This is a genomic window from Streptomyces physcomitrii (genome assembly GCF_012273655.1).
Lineage (GTDB): Bacteria > Actinomycetota > Actinomycetes > Streptomycetales > Streptomycetaceae > Streptomyces > Streptomyces physcomitrii.
Map to the genome: position 1 here is coordinate 1 of NZ_JAAWWP010000032.1, position 20760 is coordinate 20760.

Annotated in this window: 14 protein-coding genes; 9 read left to right on the forward strand and 5 right to left on the reverse strand. The window is 71.9% G+C overall.

Translation table 11 applies throughout. The features are described 5' to 3' along the window. Positions 1-177: 177 nt before the first annotated feature. Positions 178-1530: an LCP family protein gene (locus HFV08_RS29620; protein WP_168543666.1), complete on the reverse strand. Its 1353-nt coding sequence runs from the start codon at positions 1528-1530 to the stop codon at positions 178-180. A 107-nt stretch (positions 1531-1637) separates the two neighbouring features. On the opposite strand from HFV08_RS29620, the gene HFV08_RS29625 reads away from it, so the two are divergent. Continuing rightward, entirely contained in the window at positions 1638-2189 is a 552-nt protein-coding gene (locus HFV08_RS29625; RefSeq protein WP_168543667.1) for an acyl-CoA thioesterase, read from the forward strand. A gap of 156 nt (positions 2190-2345) precedes the next feature. Here the strand turns inward: HFV08_RS29625 and HFV08_RS29630 are convergent, their stop codons facing one another. Beyond that, positions 2346-3812: an LCP family protein gene (locus HFV08_RS29630; RefSeq protein WP_446696849.1), complete on the reverse strand. Its 1467-nt coding sequence runs from the start codon at positions 3810-3812 to the stop codon at positions 2346-2348. A 291-nt stretch (positions 3813-4103) separates the two neighbouring features. Between HFV08_RS29630 and HFV08_RS29635 the strand changes: the two genes are divergently transcribed. After that, entirely contained in the window at positions 4104-5141 is a 1038-nt protein-coding gene (locus HFV08_RS29635; protein WP_052482254.1) for a glycosyltransferase family 2 protein, read from the forward strand. A 207-nt stretch (positions 5142-5348) separates the two neighbouring features. On the opposite strand, the gene HFV08_RS29640 is transcribed toward HFV08_RS29635, so the two are convergent. Next, positions 5349-6578 (reverse strand): glycoside hydrolase family 64 protein, encoded by a 1230-nt coding sequence (locus HFV08_RS29640; protein WP_168543668.1) that lies wholly within the window; start codon positions 6576-6578, stop codon positions 5349-5351. A 360-nt stretch (positions 6579-6938) separates the two neighbouring features. On the opposite strand from HFV08_RS29640, the gene HFV08_RS29645 reads away from it, so the two are divergent. The 7 genes from HFV08_RS29645 (at position 6939) to HFV08_RS29675 (ending at position 17014) form a co-directional block, all read left to right on the forward strand. Further along, entirely contained in the window at positions 6939-7979 is a 1041-nt protein-coding gene (locus HFV08_RS29645; protein ID WP_168543669.1) for a LacI family DNA-binding transcriptional regulator, read from the forward strand. Between the two features lie 125 nt (positions 7980-8104). After that, the gene (locus HFV08_RS29650) at positions 8105-9466 is read left to right on the forward strand and encodes an ABC transporter substrate-binding protein (RefSeq protein ID WP_168543670.1); all 1362 of its coding nucleotides are present in this window, start codon (positions 8105-8107) and stop codon (positions 9464-9466) included. Positions 9467-9471: 5 nt separating this feature from the next. Continuing rightward, positions 9472-10428: a carbohydrate ABC transporter permease gene (locus HFV08_RS29655; protein ID WP_168543671.1), complete on the forward strand. Its 957-nt coding sequence runs from the start codon at positions 9472-9474 to the stop codon at positions 10426-10428. 39 nt (positions 10429-10467) lie between these two features. Next, positions 10468-11364 (forward strand): carbohydrate ABC transporter permease, encoded by an 897-nt coding sequence (locus tag HFV08_RS29660; protein WP_168543672.1) that lies wholly within the window; start codon positions 10468-10470, stop codon positions 11362-11364. A 123-nt stretch (positions 11365-11487) separates the two neighbouring features. Further along, positions 11488-13089, forward strand: a complete 1602-nt coding sequence (locus HFV08_RS29665; RefSeq protein ID WP_168543673.1) for a glycoside hydrolase family 13 protein — start codon at positions 11488-11490, stop codon at positions 13087-13089. A 109-nt stretch (positions 13090-13198) separates the two neighbouring features. Further along, positions 13199-15094, forward strand: a complete 1896-nt coding sequence (locus tag HFV08_RS29670) for a glycosyl hydrolase family 28-related protein (RefSeq protein WP_168543674.1) — start codon at positions 13199-13201, stop codon at positions 15092-15094. Positions 15095-15208: 114 nt separating this feature from the next. Then, positions 15209-17014: a glycosyl hydrolase family 28-related protein gene (locus tag HFV08_RS29675; RefSeq protein WP_168543675.1), complete on the forward strand. Its 1806-nt coding sequence runs from the start codon at positions 15209-15211 to the stop codon at positions 17012-17014. A 76-nt stretch (positions 17015-17090) separates the two neighbouring features. On the opposite strand, the gene HFV08_RS29680 is transcribed toward HFV08_RS29675, so the two are convergent. Together HFV08_RS29680 and HFV08_RS29685 are read right to left on the reverse strand one after the other, a co-directional pair. Next, positions 17091-18797 carry an LCP family protein gene (locus HFV08_RS29680; RefSeq protein ID WP_168543676.1) on the reverse strand — a complete coding sequence of 569 codons (1707 nt, stop codon included), beginning with the start codon at positions 18795-18797 and terminating at the stop codon, positions 17091-17093. Positions 18798-18873: 76 nt separating this feature from the next. Continuing rightward, positions 18874-20601 (reverse strand): LCP family protein, encoded by a 1728-nt coding sequence (locus HFV08_RS29685; protein ID WP_168543677.1) that lies wholly within the window; start codon positions 20599-20601, stop codon positions 18874-18876. Positions 20602-20760 lie beyond the last annotated feature (159 nt).

The window sequence follows — 20760 nt, forward strand, 5'->3', positions numbered from 1 at the left end:
CACCAACCAGGTCCAACGCATCGTCATGGCCCGCAACCTGCCGTAACCGGCACCAACCCGCCAACGAACAGCCGCCAGTTGCGGCACAGCACACCGAAGGGCGCCCCGCACACGCGAGGCGCCCTTCGGTGTCGAACCGGCCGGGATGATCGGGCGCGGGGTGTCCGCCCCGTCCCCTCAGTTCCCCGTGACCGTGACCTTCTCGTCGTTCTTCAGCTGCTCGACGAGTTGCTTCTTCTTGGTCTCGTCCCAGACCAGGTTGGCGCCCTTGGAGCCGCTGATGGGCATGTTCATGGACTTGCCGTCGCCGCCGGTGACGCCCTTCATGGCCCAGAACATCGAGCTGAGGTCCCACAGGCTCATGTCCTTGTCGACGATGAGGGAGTCCAGGCCGGCGCCCATCACGGGGTACAGCTTGAACGGGTTCATCACCGTCGTCGGGGTGGCCGTCTGGCCGGCGAGGGCCGAGAGGAACTTCTGCTGGTTCTTGGTGCGGTCCAGGTCGCTGGTGAAGGCGTGCCGGGTGCGGACGAAGGCGAGGGCCTGCTGGCCGTCGAGGGTCTGCTTGCCGGGGCCGAAGTCGGCGCCGGAGTACTTGTCCTTGAAGCCCTTGCCGAGGTCCATCTCGACACCGCCGACCGCGTCCACGATGTTCGCGAAGCCCGCGAAGCCGATCTCGGCGTAGTGGTCGATGCGCAGTCCGGTGTTGAACTCCACGATGCGCACGAGCAGTTCGGCGCCGTCCATGCTGTAGGTGTCGGTGAGCTTGGCCTCGCGGCCGGTGTCGGGGTACATCTTCCCGGAGGTGCCGCGGAAGGACGGGACCCGTACGTTCGAGTCACGCGGCAGGGAGACCATGGTGTTCCCGTTGTCGCCGACGTGCAGGATCATCATCGAGTCGGTGCGCTTGCCCTCGGCGGAGCCGGTGTGCAGTTCCTTCTTCTGCTCCTCGGACATGCCCTCGCGGCTGTCGGAGCCGACGATGAGGTAGTTGGTGCCCTTGCCTGCCTCGGGCCGTTCGATCACGTGCGAGAGGTCGACCTCGCGCTTGAGTTTGGAGTCCGCCCAGAAGTACGTCGCCACGCTCGTCACCAGCAGGACCACTGCCAGCGTGAGCGCGGTGAAGCCTATCCGGCGCTTCCAGTTCACCGGCGGCTTCGGCGGGCGCTGCCCGGCCGGTCCGCCGGGTCCGCCGGGACCCTGGCCGTCGCCGTCCGCCCCGGGCCCGCGGCGGCCGCCGCGGGACTCGTAGACCTGGCCGGTGTTGTAGCCGCTGTCGTACGCGGCTCCGGGGTCCTGCTCGTTCTCGTAGGAGGGGGCACCGGCGTGGTCCTCGGGTCCGTGGGCGGGCTGGCGCGGAACCGAGGAGTTCGGGGGCGCGGCAGGGGCGCCCGGCGGCGCGTCGCCGCGCTGCACATGGCGCATGACGCGGGCGCGCTCGGGCTGCGCGCCCGCACTGCCGCGGCCGTAGCGGCGCTGCTGCTGCGGCGCGCCGTCCTCGTCGCTCCACCCCTCGGGCCAGTTGTTCATGGGCTCAGTCTGCGGGACGGCGGCCGGAGGCTCACAGGCCGGGTGGAGACTTGGGGCGAGGCTGTTGCAGAGCTGATGCAAAGGAGGCCCGGCATAAGGTGGGGGCTATGACAGACCAGGCTCCCGGCGCGGATGCCGGTATTCCGGGCAAGCCCACCGCCGCTTCCCGCACCACGCTGAGCCACATCATGACGCAGGCCGACACCAACCTCCTGGGCACGGTGCACGGCGGTGTGATCATGAAACTCGTGGACGACGCGGCGGGCGCGGTCGCCGGGCGGCACTCCGGCGGGCCCGCGGTCACCGCCTCCATGGACGAGATGGCCTTCCTGGAGCCGGTGCGGGTGGGCGACCTGGTCCATGTGAAGGCGCAGATCAACTGGACGGGCCGTACCTCGATGGAGGTCGGGGTGCGGGTGCTCGCCGAGCGGTGGAACGAGTCCTCGCCGCCGCAGCAGGTGGGCAGCGCCTATCTGGTGTTCGCGGCGGTCGACGCGGACGGCAAGCCGCGGGCCGTACCGCCGGTGCTGCCGGGGAGCGAGCGGGACAAGCGGCGCTACCAGGAGGCGCAGATCCGGCGCACCCACCGCCTCGCCCGGCGCCGCGCGATCATGGAGCTGCGCGAGCGGCGCGCGGCCGAGGGCATCGACGAGGGGTAGCGGGGAGGGCCTGGTCCAGGGCCAGGGCCAGGGCCCGGTGCCCTCCCGGCCCGCCGGCCTGCCGGCCTTCTGCTCCTCTTCCGGGCCGCCGGTCCGTCCCGCGGCCCGGACCGCCCCGTCTCGCCCCGCGGCCGGGACGCCCTGCCCCCCGGCCCGTCAGCCGCACTCCACCTCGTCGCCGCGTACCGCCGCCGAGCCGTCGTCGCGGGGCTTCTCGGCGCGGACCTGGCGTACCTTCTCGAAGTCCTTGCCCGCGAGCACCTTCAGGGTGGGCCCCTGCTTCTTCACCGCGTGCAGCCGGGAGCCCGGCAGCGCGGTGGCCAGGGACTTCGCGGAGCGGTCCCAGCGGGGGTCGTAGAGCACGGTGGTCCGCGCGGCGTCCCGCTGCTTCGCGTCGCGGGGGGCGCCGGTGGTGCGGAAGCCGGTGGCGCGCAGGGCGCCGTCCACGCGCTTGCCGAGGCCGGGGGTGCCGGTGCCGTTCTCCACCTGGACGCGGATGGTGCGCGGGTCGACCGGGACCACCGTCTTCTTCGGACCGACCCGGGGCGAGGTGATCGGCCGGTCCTCGCGCAGCGCCGTGAAGAGCCGCGCGGACTTCGCCGGGTCCCATTTCACGGTGGAGCCGACGCCGGGCACCGCGTAGCCGACGGTGCCGATCGGGACGGTCTGGAACTCCGAGGAGCGGGGCGAGAAGGTGCGCATGGCGCGACCGAGGGCGAGCAGTTCCTCGGAGCCGAAGCCCTTGTCGGCGCGGACCGAGCCGAGCACGGCGCCGGTCACCTCGCGGAACTTCACCGGGTTCAGGAGGATGCCGGAGGAGGTGGCCCGCTGGACCAGGGCGGCCATGAACCGCTGCTGGCGCTGCATCCGGCCGAGGTCGGAGTCGGCCTCGATGTGCCGGGCGCGGACGTACTGCAGGGCCTGGCCGCCGCCCAGTTCATGGGTGCCCGCGGGGAGGTCGAGGCCGGAGTAGCGGTCCTTGAGCGGCTTGCTGGTGCAGACCTCGACGCCGCCGACCACGTCCACCGTCTTCATGAAGCTGGTGAAGTCGACCTCCAGATAGTGGTCGATCTTCAGCTTGGTCATGTGCTCGACGGTGCGCACGGTCAGCCCCGGACCGCCCTCCGCGTAGGCCGCGTTGAGCTTCACCGGGTGCGCCTTGTGCCGCTTCTTCGTGGTGCGGTCCAGATGCGGGGGCATCATCGCGTACGAGTCCCGGGGCAGGCTGACCACGCTGGCGCGGTGCCGGTCGGCGGAGAGGTGGACGATCATCACGGTGTCGGTGCAGTGGCAGGGGGCGCCGCCGAGCTTGTACTTCTCGCGCTCCGCCCTGGAGATCTTCTCGCGGCCGTCGGTGCCGACCAGGAGGATGTTGGTGCCGTGCCCGGAGCGGGGCCGGTTCTTCATGTCGCGGAAGGGGTCCACCCGGTCGATCTCCGCGCCGACGCCGGTGAGCAGCGCGTGCCCGATCCCGGCCACCGCGAGCACCGCCACCGAACAGCCGGTCACCACCCGCATCCGCCAGCGCGGGCCCGGTCTGCGCCGGGGCGCCGCGGGCCTGCGCTGCGGGGCCGGCCGCGGCCTTCGCGGCGGCGGGGCGGGGGAGCGGGGCGGGCTGGGCACGAGGGCGGGACCTCCGCGGTTCCTTGCGGTCCCGGGGCGGGCCGGGACGCGGCTCGGGAAGGTGATCTTGTACGGCCGGGGGACGCTGCGGGACACAGTAGGCCGATACGAAATGCTGCCCGGCGCATTCCGCCGTACGGCGCGCGCTGCTGTCCCCCGTAAGCGGTAACGTGACGTCCGATGCAGTGGTCCCGCCCGCTCCCGGAGGGGCCGCGCACCCCGTACAGCCCAGCAGTCCGCACGGTTCTCGCAGAGATCCCCGGGCCCCCGGACCACGGCACGAAAGACGAGATGGAAGCCCAAGCCCCCCAGGCCGGTGTGCCGCACCCCGCCGTTTCCGTGATCATGCCCGTGCTCAACGAGGAGCGGCACCTGCGCGGCGCCGTCCAGGCGATCCTCGCCCAGCAGTACGCGGGCGAGATGGAGGTGGTGATCGCGCTCGGCCCCTCCGCGGACCGCACCGACGAGATCGCCGCCGAGCTGGTCCGCGAGGACCCGCGGGTGCACACCGTGCCCAACCCGACGGGCCGTACGCCCGCCGCCCTGAACGCCGCCATCAAGGCCTCCCGGCACCCGGTCGTGGTGCGGGTCGACGGCCACGGCATGCTCTCGCCCGACTACATCGCCACCGCGGTACGGCTCCTCGCGGAGACCGGCGCGCAGAACGTCGGCGGCCTGATGCACGCCGAGGGCGAGAACGACTGGGAGCACGCGGTCGCCGCCGCGATGACCTCCAAGATCGGCGTGGGCAACGCCGCCTTCCACACCGGCGGCGCGGCCGGACCCGCCGAGACCGTCTACCTCGGGGTCTTCCGGCGCGAGGCGCTGGAGCAGCAGGGCGGCTACAACGTCGAGTTCATCCGCGCCCAGGACTGGGAGCTGAACTTCCGCATCCGCGAGGCCGGGGGCCTCATCTGGTTCTCGCCCGAGCTGCGGGTCTCCTACCGGCCCCGTCCCTCGGTGCGCGCGCTCGCCAAGCAGTACAAGGACTACGGGCGCTGGCGCCATGTCGTCGCCCGGTACCACGAGGGCTCGATCAACCTGCGCTACCTGGCCCCGCCGGTCGCCGTCTGCGCGATCGCGGCGGGCCTGGTCGCCGGGGCGGTGCTCACCCCCTGGGCGCTGCTGGTGCCGGGCGGCTACCTCGCGGCGATCACCGCGGGCTCGGTGCCCGCCGGGCGCGGACTGCCCCTGAAGGCGCGGCTGCGGATCCCGCTGGCCCTCGCGACCATGCACATGTCCTGGGGCTGGGGCTTCCTCACCAGCCCGCGCTCCCTGGCGAAGAAGGTCATCGCGAGCCGCCGTCCGGCCGTGCTCAGCGAGGCCTGAGGTCCGCCTGCCGCTTCCGGGACGCCCGCACGCGGGTACGTACGGGCTCCCGGCCCGCGGTCACCGCGCACCGATGCCGAGTACGCCGATGCCGGTGGGGCGGGCCCGAACCCGTCCCACCGGCATCGTTGTCGAGGGCAACGTTGTCACACCGTCCGGACCGGCCGGAGAGTGCGCGGCGCGCCGCTCCTCATCGGGCGCCGGGCCTCAGGAGCCGACCCGTACGGTGAAGCGCCGCGGGTTGCCGTCGAAGGCGGCGCCGGAGACGTCGGGTTCGCCGTCGGGGCGGACGTCGTCGTACGGGAAGGCGTAGCCGATCGGCGAGTTGGCGTGCACCACGCGGGACCAGTGGTTGGTGACGGGGTCCTGGTAGTAGTCGTCGGAACCGCCGCCCGGCTGGTCGGGGTGGGTGAGCAGGGTGCTGCGGTTGAATCCGGCGGCGAGGCGGGCGAGCAGGCCCTTCTTCTCGTCGGAGTCGTCGGGGTTGTTGGTGAACGGGCCGTGGTTGCAGCTGAAGATGTCCTTGGACACGGGCTTGATGAACTCGTGGCCGCCGTCGAAGGTGAGCACGTCGCCGCTGACCCGGCCGGTGAAGACGCCCCGGCCGCCCTGGAGGTCGATCTTGAGGTCCTCCGCGCCGTACTTCTCCCAGACCTTGTCGATGTACTCGTTCCAGACGTCCCGGAAGGGCATCTTGTCGGGCTGGTCGTACCAGGGCGCCATGATGCTCTGCGGCGAGACCACCCGGAGCACCTTGCCGTCGCCCTCGATGACGAGCTGGTCCCAGGGCTGGCCGTCCTTGGCCGCCTGGTCCCGTACCCCGGCGGCGATCTTGTCGACGGCGCCGTCCGGGAGCGGGGCCACCTCGTGGTCGCCGTCGCCCTCCAGGTGCAGTCCGATGGGCAGCGCGGTCACCAGGTCGACGTAGCTGATGTTGGAGTACAGCTGCTCGGTGTTGAAGGTGAACTCGCAGAACGACCAGGTGCGGCCGTAGTTGGGGTCCTCGGGCGCGGCGAAGGACGGCTCGACCAGGGAGGGTCCCGGGTTGACGAAGAAGTCCAGCTTGTCGTCGCGCACGAAGTAGACCCGGGCGCCGTGCATCTGCGGCAGCGTGATCACCTTCGGCTCGCTGCCGGCCGCTGGTACCGGGATGGCGCAGTCGTCGGGCAGCGGGGTGTTGGGCGCGCCCGGCTCCTCCAGGCGGTAGACGCTGCCGTCCGCCTTGAGCACCACCCAGGCGTCGGTGGCCAGTTCGCGGCCGGTGACATAGGCGTTGACCTCGCCGGGCAACGAGGTGTTCTGCAGGGCGAGTTCGCAGGTCTCGGGGGCTGCCGACCGGGCGCGGACCGCGGCCGAGGCGAGGTTCGGCACGCCGAGGAGGGCGGCCGCTCCCGCGGTGCCGGCGGCTCCGGCGAGGAACAGTCTGCGTGAGATCACTGAGGCCTCCGTGGCTCTGGTGTGGGGGGCATGCCGCAGGGCCGTGGACCGGGTGGGGGGTGGGCCCGTACGGCAGGCCCCAGGTTTGCGTTGCGTCACGGACACGTCAAGACTGCCGACGCCGGGCTCCTGACGTGCGGAAGTGACCGCGTGGCGTGGGCACTCACCGTGACCACGGACGCTTGAACGCGGCGTGCGCAGGTGGCGCCGAGGACGTGAAGCCAGCCGGAAGCGGGCGGGCGGGCACCCGGCGGCGCTCCGAGACGCGAGAAAAATTCAGGAATTCGCCTGGGCGGACCGGCCGCTGAGCGGACAGCGGGACCGCAAGTGCACCGCAAATCTTGCGCTATTCTTGCGCGCATGACGCGACGACTTGCTCAGGTGGCCCAGAAGGTCGGAGTCAGCGAGGCCACGGTGAGCCGGGTCCTCAACGGCAAGCCGGGGGTCTCCGAGGCCACCCGCCAGTCCGTGCTGAGCGCCCTGGACGTGCTCGGCTACGAGCGCCCCACCCAGCTGCGCGGTGAACGCGCCCGCCTGGTCGGCCTGGTCCTGCCCGAGCTGCAGAACCCGATCTTCCCCGCCTTCGCCGAGGTCATCGGCGGCGCGCTGGCCCAGCAGGGGCTCACCCCGGTGCTCTGCACCCAGACCAAGGGCGGCGTCTCCGAGGCGGACTACGTCGAACTCCTGCTCCAGCAGCAGGTCTCCGGGGTGGTCTTCGCGGGCGGGCTCTACGCCCAGGCCGAGGCCCCGCACGCGCACTACCGGCGGCTGGCCGAGCGCAACATCCCGGTGGTGCTGATCAACGCGGCCATCGAGCGGCTCGGCTTCCCCCGCGTCTCCTGCGACGACGCGGTCGCCGTCGAGCAGGCCTGGCGGCACCTGACCTCGCTCGGGCACCGCCGGATCGGCCTGATCCTGGGTCCCGACGACCACCAGCCCTCGCGGCGCAAGCTCGCCACCGCCCGCGCGCTGGCCGCGGCGGCGGGCGGCGAGCTGCCCGAGGAGCACGTGGTGCGGGCGATGTTCTCGCTGGAGGGCGGGCAGGCCGCGGCGGGCCGGCTCCTGGAGCGCGGGGTCACCGGCGTCGTCTGCGCCAGCGACCCGCTCGCGCTCGGGGCGGTACGGGCCGCGCGGCGCCGCGGGCTCGCGGTGCCGGGCGAGGTCTCGGTGGTGGGCTACGACGACTCGGCGTTCATGAACTGCACGGCGCCGCCGCTGACCACGGTCCGCCAGCCCATCGAGGCCATGGGCCGGGCCGCCGTCGACCTGCTCTGCGCGCAGATCCAGGGCGGCGCGGTGCCCCTGGAGGAGCTGCTCTTCGAGCCCGAGCTGGTGGTGCGCGGCTCCACCGGGCAGCCGCGGCCCGAGGCGGGGGAGCGGGGGGACTCCGGCGTCCGCTGAGCGCTGTCGATTTTTTACAGAACTCGCGCGAGATATTGCGGACTTCTGGCCGCGGTGGTTGAGTGTGGGCCGCCTCACAGCGCCGCGCTGTGGGCTTCCCGCGCTCCTGCCCTGGAGGGGTCCCGATGAGAAGTGCCCGCTCTGGCCGTGCCCGCCGTACCCGTGTCAGCCTCGTGGCCACCGCGCTCGCGCTCTCCGGGCTCGCCGCCTGCTCCGGCTCCGGCGGCGGGGCGGCCGACGGCAAGGTCCACCTCACGGTCAACTGCCGCCCGCAGGCCAGCGCGAAGATCGACCACCGGCGCTTCGGCGAGGACCTCGCGGCCTTCGAGAAGCAGCACCCCGACATCGACATCACCGCGCACGACGCCTTCCCCTGCCAGGACCCGAAGACCTTCGACGCCAAGCTCGCGGGCGGGCAGATGGAGGACGTCTTCTACACGTACTTCACCGACACCCGGCATGTCGTCGACATCGGCCAGGCCGCCGATCTCACCCCGTACGTCAAGGAGTTGAAGGGCTACCAGGCCATCGCCGAGCCGCTGCGCGCCGCGTACACGGTGGACGGCAAGGTCTACGGGATCCCGCGCACCAACTACTCGATGGGGCTGCTCTACAACCGCGCCCTCTTCGCGAAGGCGGGCCTGGACCCGGACCGGCCCCCGGCCACCTGGGCCGAGGTCCGCGCCGCCGCGAAGAAGATCGCCGGGCTCGGCGGCGGCACCGTGGGCTACGCCGACTACAGCGCCCAGAACCAGGGCGGCTGGCACTTCACCGCCGAGATGTACTCACGGGGCGGCGAGGTGGTCAGCGCCGACGGGAAGAAGTCCCGGGTCGACTCGCCCGCGGGCCGGGCGGTGCTGCAGAACCTCAAGGACATGCGCTGGAAGGACGACTCCATGGGGTCGCGCCAGCTGCTGGTCATCAACGACACGCTGCAGATGATGGGTTCGGGCAAGCTCGGGATGTACCTCGCCGCCCCCGACAACGTCCCGCGCATCGTCAAGGAGGCGGGCGGCGACTACCAGGACCTCGCCTTCGCGCCGATGCCCGGCGGCCAGGGCACCCTCATCGGCGGCGACGGCTACATGTTCCGCAAGAAGGCGAGCCCCGCGCAGATCAGGGCCGGGCTGAAGTGGCTGGAGTGGACCTTCCTCACCCCGGGCAACGGCTACGTCAACAACCACGCCCGCCTCGCGCGGGACAAGTCCCCGGTCGGGCTGCCCGAGCCGCGCCTGTTCACCGGCGCCACCGACGCCGAGGACCAGGCGCTGAAGAAGAAGCACGCCAATGTCCCGGTCGCCAACTACCGCGCCTTCACCGAGGGCGGCCGCAAGCTGCGCGCCCGGCTCGAACCGCCGCACGGCCAGCAGATCTACGCGGTCCTCGACGGCGCCGTCTCCGCCGTCCTCACCAAGGAGGACGCCGACATCGACCGCCTCCTGAAGGACGCCGCGAGCAAGATCGACGGCATCCTGGCCCGGGGCTGAGCGCCGTGCGCACCGCCTCCCGGGACGCGGCGCCCGCCCCCGCCGCGCCCCCGCCGGTCAAGCTCCCGCCCCCGGACCGCGCCCCGGCCCGCCCCTGGCGCCGGCGGCTCGCCGACCAGGCCGCGGCCCACGGCTTCCTGCTCGGCGGAGTGCTCTGCTTCGCCCTCTTCTCCTGGTACCCGGCGATCCGCTCGCTGGTCATCGCCTTCCAGAAGTACACCCCCGGCTCGGACCCCGAGTGGGTGGGCACCGCCAACTTCACCCGCGTCTTCGGCGACCCGGAGTTCGCCGCCGCCTGGCGCAACACCGCCGTCTTCACCGCCCTCGCCCTGCTCCTCGGCTTCGCGGTGCCCTTCCTGATGGCCCTCGTCCTCAACGAACTCCGGCACGCCCGGGCCTTCTTCCGGATCGTGGTCTATCTGCCGGTGATGATCCCGCCGGTGGTCAGCGCCCTGCTGTGGAAGTGGTTCTACGATCCGGGCGCCGGGCTCGCCAACGAGAGCCTGCGGGCGTTGCACCTGCCGACCTCGAACTGGTCCAACGGCGCGGACACCGCCCTCATCTCCCTTGTCATCGTGGCCACTTGGGCCAACATGGGCGGCACCGTCCTGATCTACCTGGCCGCCCTCCAGTCCATCCCGGGCGAGCTGTACGAGGCCGCCGAACTCGACGGCGCGAACCTCCTCCAGCGCGTGCGGCACGTCACGGTCCCGCAGACCCGCTTCATCCTCCTAATGCTGATGCTCCTTCAGATCATCGCCACGATGCAGGTGTTCACCGAGCCCTTCGTCATCACCGGCGGCGGCCCGGAGAACTCCACGGTCACCGTGCTCTACCTGATCTACAAATACGCCTTCCTCTACAACGACTTCGGCGGGGCCTGCGCGCTCAGCGTCCTGCTGCTGCTCGCCCTCGGCGCCTTCTCCGCCCTCTACCTGCGGCTCACCCGTACCGAGGACTGAGCCGCGACCCGCACCGCAGACCGACAGGAGCGCCCGGCCGTGAACCGCACCCCGACACCCGCCGCACCCCGCACCCTGATCTCCCCGCTGACCCTCGCCCGCCCCCGCGGCAGGCTCCTGTACTGGACGGTCTTCGGCGCCGTCGTCCTGCTCTTCGCGCTCGCCTTCCTCTTCCCGGTGTACTGGATGGTGACCGGCGCGATGAAGGCACCGGAGGAGCTGGCCCGTACCCCGCCGACGGTGGTGCCCGAGTCCTGGAGCCTCACCGGCTACACCGACGCCTGGGACCTGATGGACCTGCCCACCCACCTCAGGAACACCCTGGTCCAGGCCGCCGGCGCCTGGCTGCTGCAACTGGTCTTCTGCACGGCCGCCGCCTACGCGCTCTCCCAACTGCGCCCCGCCTTCGGCAAGGTGGTCCTCGGCGGGATCCTGGCCACGCTGATGGTCCCGGCGCAGGCCCTGGTCGTCCCGAAGTACCTCACCGTCGCCGACCTGCCGCTGCTCCACCTCAACCTGCTCAACGACCCCGCGGCGATCTGGCTCCCTGCGGTCGCCAACGCCTTCAACCTCTACCTGCTCAAGCGGTTCTTCGACCGGATCCCGCGCGAGGTGCTCGAAGCCGCCCAGATCGACGGCGCGGGGCGGCTGCGCACCCTCGTCTCGATCGTGCTGCCGATGTCCCGGCCGGTGCTCGGGGTGGTCTCGATCTTCGCCCTGGTCGCGGTCTGGCAGGACTTCCTCTGGCCGCTGATGGTCTTCTCCGACACCGGGAAGCAGCCGGTCAGCGTGGCCCTGGTGCAGCTCTCCCAGAACGTCCCGCTGACCGTGCTCATCGGCGCGATGGTCGTCACCAGCATCCCGATGGTGCTGCTCTTCCTGGTCTTCCAGCGCCACATCATCGCCGGTATCAGCGCCGGCAGCACCAAGGGCTGAGCCCCGCCGGGGCCCTCAAGTCCAGCCCGCAGCACAGCAGTTCACCTCTCCCGCAGTCCGCACCCCCTCCCGCGCACCGGCAGCCCTGCCGGTGCCCCCGCCTGCCGCGAAGGAGACCCCCGCATGGAAGGCAGCCCGCTTGCCGACGGCGACTGGTGGCGTACGGCCGTCCTCTACCAGGTGTACGTACGCAGCTTCGCCGACGGCGACGGCGACGGCACCGGCGATCTGACGGGGGTGCGCTCCAAGCTCCCGTACCTCGCCGAACTCGGCGTGGACGCCCTGTGGTTCACCCCCTGGTACCGCTCCCCGATGGCGGACGGCGGCTACGACGTCGCCGACTACCGCACCGTCGACCCGGCCTTCGGCACCCTCGCCGACGCCGAGAAGCTCATCGCCGAGGCCCGCACCGCCGGGATCCGGGTCCTGGTCGACGTGGTGCCCAACCACGTCTCGGCGCAGCACAGTTGGTTCCGTGCCGCGCTCGCCGCCGGACCCGGCAGCCCGGAGCGGGAGCTGTTCCACTTCCGGCCCGGCCGCGGACCGGAGGGCCAACTGCCGCCCAACGACTGGCAGAGCGAGTTCGGCGGCCCCGCCTGGACCCGGCTCGCGGACGGCCAGTGGTATCTGCACCTCTTCGCACCCGAGCAGCCCGACCTCAACTGGGCGCATCCGGCGGTGCGCAGGGAGCACGAGGAGATCCTGCGGTTCTGGTTCGAGCGGGGAGTGGCGGGGGTGCGCATCGACTCCGCGGCCCTGCTCGCCAAGGACCCCGAACTGCCGGACATGGCAGGGAACCAGGGCCCGCACCCGTATATCGACCGGGACGAACTCCACGAGATCTACCGCTCCTGGCGGGCGCTGGCCGAGGAGTACGGCGGCGTCTTCGTCGGCGAGGTCTGGCTGCCCGACTCCGAGCGCTTCGCCCGCTATCTGCGCCCCGACGAACTGCACACCGCCTTCAACTTCGCCTTTCTGAGCTGCCCTTGGGACGCCGGGCGGCTGCGCACCGCCATCGACGAGACCCTCGCCGAGCACGCCCCGGTCGGCGCCCCGGCGACCTGGGTGCTCTGCAACCACGACGTCACCCGCACGGTCACCCGCTACGGCCGCGAGGACACCGGCTTCGACTTCGCCCGCAAGGCCTTCGGGGTCCCCAGCGACCCGGTGCTCGGCACCCGCCGGGCCCGCGCCGCCGCCCTGCTCTCGCTCGCCCTGCCCGGCTCGGTCTACCTCTACCAGGGTGAGGAACTCGGCCTGGTGGAGGCGGAGATACCCCGGGAGCTGATCCAGGACCCGATGCACGAGCGCTCCGGCGGGCGCGACCCGGGGCGCGACGGCTGCCGGGTGCCGCTGCCCTGGGCGGCCGCCGAACCGTACGCGGGCTTCGGCTCCACCGTCGAGCCCTGGCTGCCGCAGCCCCCCGGCTGGAGCCGCTTCGCCGCCGACCGCCAACTCACCGATCCCGGCTCGATGCTGAGCCTCTACCGGGCCGCCCTCGCGCTGCGCGGGAGCCACCCCGGCTTCACCGGCACCCCGCTGCGCTGGCTGCCCGCCCCGCCCGAGGTGCTCGCCTTCACCCGCGGCGAGGAGCTGAGCTGCCTGGTCAACCTCTCCGCCACCGCCGTCCCGCTGCCCGCCCACCGGGAACTCCTGCTCACCAGCGGCTCCTTGGACGACGCGGGACAGCTGCCGCCCGACACGGCGGCCTGGCTGCGCACCTGACGGCTCCTCATGCGTACGCGTCCGTATCGAACTTGACGATCCCTCAGCACCGCCCCAGCTCCGGCCCGCCCACCCTCGGGCCCCTCCCCCCCAGAAAGGGACGAGTGTCATGCCCCGAAGAGCCCAACTCCGCTCCCCACACGCCCGGTTGACCGCGGCCGTGCTCGCCTGCCTGGCGAGTCTCGCCACCCTCGCCGCCGCCCCGCCCGGACGCGCCGCGGAGCCGCCGCCCGCCGCACCCGCGGCGCTGTCCCCCTTCGCCGTCGAGGGCCGCGGGGCGCGCGTGCCCTTCACCGAGCTGGAGGCCGAGTCGGCGGCCACCAGCGGCGAGGTGATCGGCCCGGACCGTACCTACACCACGCTGCCCTCGGAGGCCTCGGGGCGCAGCGCGGTGCGGCTCGACGCGGCGGGGGAGTACGTCGAGTTCACGCTGACCGCCGAGGCGAACGCGGTCTCGGTGCGGGCCGCGCTGCCCGACAACGCGGCGGGCACCGGGATCACCGCCCCGGTCGCCCTGAGCGCGGACGGCGAGAGCCTCGGCGAGCTGGACCTGACCTCCAAGTACGGGTGGTTCTACGGCAGTTACCCCTTCACCAACACCCCGGGCGACAAGCCGCACCACTTCTACGACGAGCAGCGGCTGCGCTTCGGCCGGACCCTGGCGGCGGGCACCACGGTGCGCCTCACCCTGCCGTCCACCGAGCGCACCCCCTGGGCGGTGATCGACCTCGCCGACTTCGAGAAGGTCGCCGCGCCGGTGGCACAGCCCGCGGGCGCCCTCGCGGTGACCGACTTCGGCGCCGACCCGAGCGGCGCGCAGGACTCCACGGCCGCCTTCCAGGAGGCGGTGGACGCGGGCGCCGCCCAGGGCAAGGAGGTCTACATCCCGGAGGGCCGCTTCACCCTCACCGACCATGTGGTGGTGGACCGGGTGACGCTGCGCGGCGCCGGGCCCTGGTACAGCGAACTGACCGGCCGCAGCGGCAGCGATCCGCGGCGGGCCGCCGGGATCTACGGCAAGTACGCGGCGGGCGGCGGCTACCAGGGCGAGATCCGGCCGCACGAGGCGGGCGGCCCCAGCACCGGGGTCACCCTGAAGGACTTCGCGATCCTCGGTGAGATCACCGAGCGGGTGGACGAGGACCAGGTGAACGGCATCGGCGGCGCCCTGAGCGAGTCGACGGCCGACAACCTCTGGATCCAGCACACCAAGGTCGGCGCCTGGATGGACGGCCCGATGGACCGCTTCACCCTGAAGAACAGCCGGATCCTCGACCAGAGCGCGGACGGCGTCAACTTCCACTGGGGGGTGACGAACTCCTCGGTGGAGAACACCTTCGTCCGCAACACCGGCGATGACGGCCTCGCCATGTGGGCGGACACCGAGGCCAACACCGGCAACAGCTTCAGCGGCAACACCGTGGTGCTGCCGATCCTCGCCAACGCGGTCGCCCTCTACGGCGGCACGGACCTCTCCGTCACCGACAGCGTGCTCGGCGAGAACCTCACCAACGGCGGCGGACTGCACGTCGGCAACCGCTACCCGGGGGTGAGCCCCGGCCAGGGCACGGATGTGCGGGGCACCTTCACCCTCGCCCGCAACACCCTGCTGCGGGCGGGCAACACCGACTACGGGTGGCCGTTCCCGATCGGGGCGCTCTGGTTCGACGCCCGCAACAGCCCGATCGACCAGGCGTCCGTCGAGGTCCGCGACACCGAGATCCTGGACAGCTCCTACGCGGCGGTGCAGTTCGTCTCCGGCACCACCAAGGGCGTCTCCTTCGAGGACGTCTCCATCGAGAAGACCGGCACCTTCGCCCTCCAGCTGAACGACCCCGGCGCGGCCTCCTTCACCCGGGTCACCGCGCGGGACCTCGGCTTCACCGAGCCCGTCTACAGCTGCCTGGGCAGCCAGTTCGCCCTCACCGAGGGCGAGGGCAACTCCGGCTGGAACGAGCAGCTGCCCGAGACGTACTGCGGCGAATGGCCGGACCGCCAGGACTGAGCGCCGCCCCGCCCCCTCCGTACGACCCGTACGACCGGCTCTCCACCCGGGCGCCCGCTCCACCCCCGTACCTCTCCACCCCACGGCTCCACCCCACCGAGAAGGGATCCCCCCATGTCCGTCGACGACACGCCCCTGACCGCCCCGACCCCGAGAACCTCCCGCCGTACCCGGACCGCCGCCCTGGTGGCCGCCGGGGTGACGGCCTCCGCCGCGCTGCTCGGCCCGGCCGCCACCGCCGCGCCCGCCCCCGAGGACCGGCCCGCCGCCTCCCCCTACCCGGCGGGCACCGCGGGGGCCGAGCTCCCCTTCGTCTCGCAGGAGGCGGAGAGCGCCGCGAGCGAGGGCAGCGCGGTCGGGCCCGACTACACCCAGGGCACGCTCGCCTCCGAGGCCTCCGGCAGGCGGGCGGTGAAGCTCGCCGCGGGCCAGGGCGTGGAGTTCACGCTGAGCGCCGCGGCCAACGCGGTCAACGTGGCGTACAGCCTCCCGGACGGGCAGACCTCCACCCTGGAGGTGTACGCCAACGGGGAGAAGCTCGACCGCGGTATCGCCCTGACCAGCAAGTACTCGTATGTCGACACCCCTTGGATCGCGGGCGCCAAGACCCACCACCTCTTCGACAACGCCCGGCTGCTGCTCGGCCGGGACCTCGCCGCGGGCGACAAGGTCAAGCTGGTCGCCACCGGTGAGACCACCGTGGACGTCGCCGACTTCGAGCAGGTCGCCCCGGCGGCCGAGGCACCCGCCGGAGCCGTCTCGGTGCTCGACAAGGGCGCCGACCCGAGCGGCGAGCAGGACTCCACCCAGGCCTTCCGGGAGGCCATCGCGGCGGCCCGGGGCGGCACCGTGTGGATCCCGGCGGGCGACTTCAGGCTCACCTCGGCGCTCAGCGGCGTCGAGGACGTCACCCTCCAGGGCGCGGGCGCCTGGCACTCGGTGGTGCACAGCTCCCGCTTCCTCGACCAGTCCGGCTCCGCGGGCCAGGTCCACCTGAAGGACTTCGCGGTGCTCGGCGAGGTCACCGAGCGGGTCGACAGCAGCCCGGACAACTTCGTCAACGGCTCGCTGGGCGCCGGGTCCTCGGTCTCCGGGATGTGGCTCCAGCACCTCAAGGTCGGCCTGTGGCTGATGGGCACCAACGACGGCCTGGTGGTCGAGGACAACCGCATCCTCGACATGACCGCGGACGGCCTCAACCTCAACGGCACCGCCAAGAACGTCACCGTACGGAACAACTTCCTGCGCAACACCGGCGACGACGCCCTGGCGATGTGGTCGCTCAACACCACCAACAGCGACAGCAGCTTCGAGAACAACACCGTCTCGCAGCCCAACCTGGCCAACGGCATCGCGATCTACGGCGGCCGGGACATCACCGTCAAGGACAACCTGGTCCTCGACACCAACGCCCTCGGCAGCGGCATCGCGCTCTCCAACCAGAAGTTCATGGACCCCTTCTTCCCGCTCGCCGGAACGCTCACGGTCTCCGGCAACACCCTGGTGCGCACCGGCGCCATGAACCCCAACTGGCAGCACCCGATGGGCGCGCTGCGGGTGGACTCCTACGACAGCGCCATCGAGGCGACCGTGAACATCACCGGGACGACGGCCACCGACAGCCCGTACGGGGTCTTCGAGTTCGTCTCCGGCGGCGGCACCGGTAAGGAGGTCAGGAACGTCACCGTGGACGGGGCCGTCATCGAGCGGGCCGGCACCGTCGCCGTGCAGGCCGAGACGCCCGGCGAGGTGAAGTTCAGCAAGGTCACGGCGAGCGGGCTCGGCGCCGCGGGCATCTGGAACTGCCCCTTCCCCGAGGGCTCCGGCACCTTCACCCTCACCGACGGCGGCGGCAACGAGGGCTGGGACACCACCTGGGAGGACTGCGCCGGCTGGCCCGCCCCGGGCGGGGGACGCTGATCTGAACCCCCGTACGGACGAGGGGCGGGCGACCCGGTCGCCCGCCCCTCACCGATTCCTCAGACCGCCAACTCGCTCAGCTCCACGTGAAGTTGGGGTCGACGTGCATACAGGCGTCCTTGTCCGAGCCGTTGAGGGCGTCGGCCGACTCGGGCGTCCTGTCGTCGTCCGCGCCACCGCCCTTACCGTCGGCGCCGCTCTCGGGCGCCTGGTAGCGGTCGCCCTCGCGCCAGTCGGCGCCGACCACCAGGGTCACCCCGGAGACCGCGGTGGAGCGCTCCACCGCCTCGGCCGGGATGCCGAGCTTCTTCGCCACCCGCCGGGCGTCGCCCTCCAGTTCGGCGCTCGGGTAGCGCAGCACGGTCCGCTCCACGCCGGGCACCGCGGAGCCGTCGGCCGCCGCGGCGGTGAAGCCCTCGGCCGCGAGCAGCCCGCTGACCTGGGTGGCCCGGCCGGAGGCGGCCGGCCGGGTCGCGGTGCCGGTGCCGTTCTGCACCCGCACGGAGATCTGCGCGTCCGGCGCGGCCGGGTCGGTGGACTCCGGCTCCTTCGCGGCCTGCTCCTTCTCCGCCTTCTCCTTCTCGGCCGCGGACTTCCGCTTGTCCTTGCCGTCCAGCGCGATGTCCTCGCGCACCAGGCGGAAGAGCTGCTCGGCGTCCTCGGGCTTGGGCTCCACCCGGTTGTGGTCCGAGACGGCCTGCCGCCAGGGCATCGTCGTCATGGTGATCCGGCTCGGCGGCACCCGCTTGAACTCGTTGCTGAGGTCGTACAGCTTCTTGACCGTGTCCAGTCCCTCGTCCACGGTCAGCGCGCTGGTTGCCTGCTCGGCGAGACCCCGCAGCTTGCCCGGGTTGCCGAGGGTGGCGTTCTCGCGCAGCTCGCGCGCCATCGAGTTCATGTACATGTGCTGGGCCTTGGCCCGGCCGATGTCGGTGCCGTCCTCGAAGCCGTAGCGGGTCCGCAGCCACTGCAGGGCCTGCTCGCCCTTGACCGGGTGGGTGCCCTTCTTCAGCTTCAGGCCCGAGCCGTGGCCCTCGCCGTCCCGGGAGAGGATGTTGGCGTCCACGCAGACCGGTACGCCGCCGATCGCGTCGGCCATCGAGACCACGCCCGCGAAGTCCACCATCATGAAGTGGTCGATCCGGATCCCGGTGAGCTTCTGCCAGGTGGCCACCGTGCAGCCCGGACCGCCGCGCCCCAGCGACTCGTTGGTCATCACCGGCCGGGTGGAGGCCGGGTAGACCTTGCCCTCGCCGTCCGTGCACTTGGGGATCTCCAGCAGGGTGTCGCGCGGCATGCTGACGACCGACATATTGCTGCGGTCCGCCGAGAGGTGCACCAGCATCTGCACATCCGCGAGCGGGGTCCCGCCGAAGGTGTCCCGGGCCCCGCCGAGGTCCTGGTTCGCCTTGGTGTCCCGGGCGTCCGAACCGATCAGCAGGATGTTCATCGGGGTCTGGCCGGCCGCGTTCGGGGCGGTGCCCGCGACGCTGTCGTCGCCGAGGTCGAGCTTGTCCTTCTTGATGTTGCCGTTCAGGTGCAGGTAGTAGAGGTAACCCGCCCCCGCCGTACCGAGGATGAGCAGCGCGAGGCAGGCCGCCGCCCAGCGGAGTATTCGGTAGCGGCGGCGCGGCCGCTCCCGCTGCCTGCGGCGCCGGACCGCGCCCGGCTCACCGGCCGCGGGGGATGTGTCCTCCGCCGCCCGGTCCCCGCCCCGCTCCGCGTCACCCGCAGGCCGGACGCCTTCTCGCGTCTCCTCCCCACGTACGCTGCTCTGCCCCACAGTCCCCGCCCCTCTGCGCCCCGCAGCCCCGCCGGGGCCCTTGTGTGCCTGTTAGACGCACGAGAGCCCCCGAGGGTTACTTGGCACACACAGTTTTGTCCGCTTCCACGCGCTGGACGTCGTCCGGCGCCTTCTTCGGCGGAGTGAGCGGAACCCCCGCGCCCTTGAAGTCCTTGCCCAGGGTCAGCTTCATCGCCGGGAGCCCCTGCGCGTTCTCCTCGCTCTTGCCCGGCTTCAGCGCCGAGCCCGGCAGGCCCATGATCTCGGCGAGCTTGCGCGCCTGATCGGCCTGGTCCGGGTCGTACTCCAGGAGCGTCTTGTCCAGCGGCCGGTCGGCGTTGCCGAGCTGACTGGACTTCAGTACGCCCTCCTGGTTCTGCAGCCAGGTCAGCGTCTGGGAGGCGGAGCCCGCGGGGGCGCCGCCGTTGTAGAGGTCGACGCGGACCTCGGAGGCCTTCGACTTCGGCCCCTTGAGGAGGGCGTCCTGCTGGGACTTCTCCTCCTTCTCCTTCTTCTTCACCTCGGTCAGCGAGACATCGGCGCGCATCATCTCGAAGAGCGGCTTGGCCGCGGACTCCTTGAGCAGCACCGTGGCCCCGTCGGTGTTGTCCACGACCGGGGTGGTGGCGAAGCTGAGGTTCTTGGTGTCGACCTTGCCGATCTCGGTGCCGAGGTCGCGCAGCTTGCCGATGTCGCTGATCTTGGAGTCGACGGTGAGCGCCTTGGTGCCCGCCTCGGCCAGCTTGAACATCTTCGTCGGGCTGGTGAGGGTGTCGTTCGACTTCAGCTTGCGCATCAGCGAGCTGAGGAACTGCTGCTGGAGCTCGATCCGGCTGAGGTCGCCGCCGAAGCCGACCGAGTGCCGGGTCCGTACGAAGGCCAGCGCCTCCTCGCCCTCGATGGTGTGCTTGCCCTTGTCCAGCTTCAGATGCGACTTGGAGTCGTCTATGTCCTTGGCGAGGCAGATGTCCACGCCGCCGACCGCGCTGGAGAGCGACTTCACCGCGTTGAAGTCGGCCACCATGAAGTGGTCGATCTCCAGGCCGGTGATCTCGGTCGCGGTGCGCATCGCGCAGCTGGGGGAGCGGCCCGACTGGCCGAGGCTCTCGTTGAACCGGGTCTCGCTGGTGCCCGGGATGACCTTGGTGGAGCCGTCCTCCTGGGTCGTCGGGCAGTCCGGGATGTCGGTGATCATGTCCCGGGGGATGCTCAGCGCGGTGGCGTTGGTGCGGTCCTTGGAGACGTGCAGCAGGATCGTGGTGTCCGCGTGGCCCGCGCTGCCGGAGTCGCCGTAGCCCGCGTTGCCCTTGCCGGTGCGCTTGTCGGTGCCGATCAGCAGGACGTTGATGGCCCGGTCCTTGCTGAAGCCGCCGGTGCCCGCGCCGTCGTCCGGGATCGCGGTGATGTTGTCGTTCAGGTGCTGGTAGTACAGGTATCCGGCGGCCGCGGCGGCGAAGAGCACGAAGGCCAGGGTGCCGACGCTCCACAGGAGCACCTTCTTGGCCCGGGACTTCTTCGGCTTCTGCTTGCGGCGCCCGGCCGGTGCGGGCTGCTCGTCCTGCGGGGCGCGGCGCCGGCGCGAACCGGCGCCCTCCCGCGCGGCGCGCGAGGGCGGCCCGGCGGCCTCTTCGGCCCGGGCGGCGCGGCGGCCGGCGGCCCGGCCCTCCGTTCCCCGGGGACTCGGGACGCCCGACTGCTCTGGGGAAGGGCCCAGTCGCAGTTCGTAATCACCGGTGTGCGGGTTCAGTACCCACTGGTCCGCGGGGTCGATGTCGTCCGCCCGCCCTCGGCCTTGCGCGTCCACGATTGTCTGTGTCCTCCGTCGGGGCCACGCGGCGCCCTCCCCCCGGGCGCCAGGTCACTCGGTGCTGCTCAGTGCGCGACCAGAGGCCGGAGCACCGGATCGGGTCACACTATCCGCCCAGTTCAGCGTGGTGCGACTGGCGGTGACAAATTCCACGCC

Excerpts from the sequence above, each read along its gene's own strand:
- HFV08_RS29650 (WP_168543670.1), top strand. The coding sequence starts at position 8,105 with ATGAGAAGTGCCCGCTCTGGCCGTGCCCGCCGTACCCGTGTCAGCCTC.
- HFV08_RS29675 (WP_168543675.1), top strand. The coding sequence starts at position 15,209 with ATGTCCGTCGACGACACGCCCCTGACCGCCCCGACCCCGAGAACCTCC.
- HFV08_RS29670 (WP_168543674.1), top strand. The coding sequence starts at position 13,199 with ATGCCCCGAAGAGCCCAACTCCGCTCCCCACACGCCCGGTTGACCGCG.
- HFV08_RS29625 (WP_168543667.1), top strand. The coding sequence starts at position 1,638 with ATGACAGACCAGGCTCCCGGCGCGGATGCCGGTATTCCGGGCAAGCCC.
- HFV08_RS29620 (WP_168543666.1), bottom strand. The coding sequence starts at position 1,530 with ATGAACAACTGGCCCGAGGGGTGGAGCGACGAGGACGGCGCGCCGCAG.
- HFV08_RS29645 (WP_168543669.1), top strand. The coding sequence starts at position 6,939 with ATGACGCGACGACTTGCTCAGGTGGCCCAGAAGGTCGGAGTCAGCGAG.
- HFV08_RS29665 (WP_168543673.1), top strand. The coding sequence starts at position 11,488 with ATGGAAGGCAGCCCGCTTGCCGACGGCGACTGGTGGCGTACGGCCGTC.
- HFV08_RS29635 (WP_052482254.1), top strand. The coding sequence starts at position 4,104 with ATGGAAGCCCAAGCCCCCCAGGCCGGTGTGCCGCACCCCGCCGTTTCC.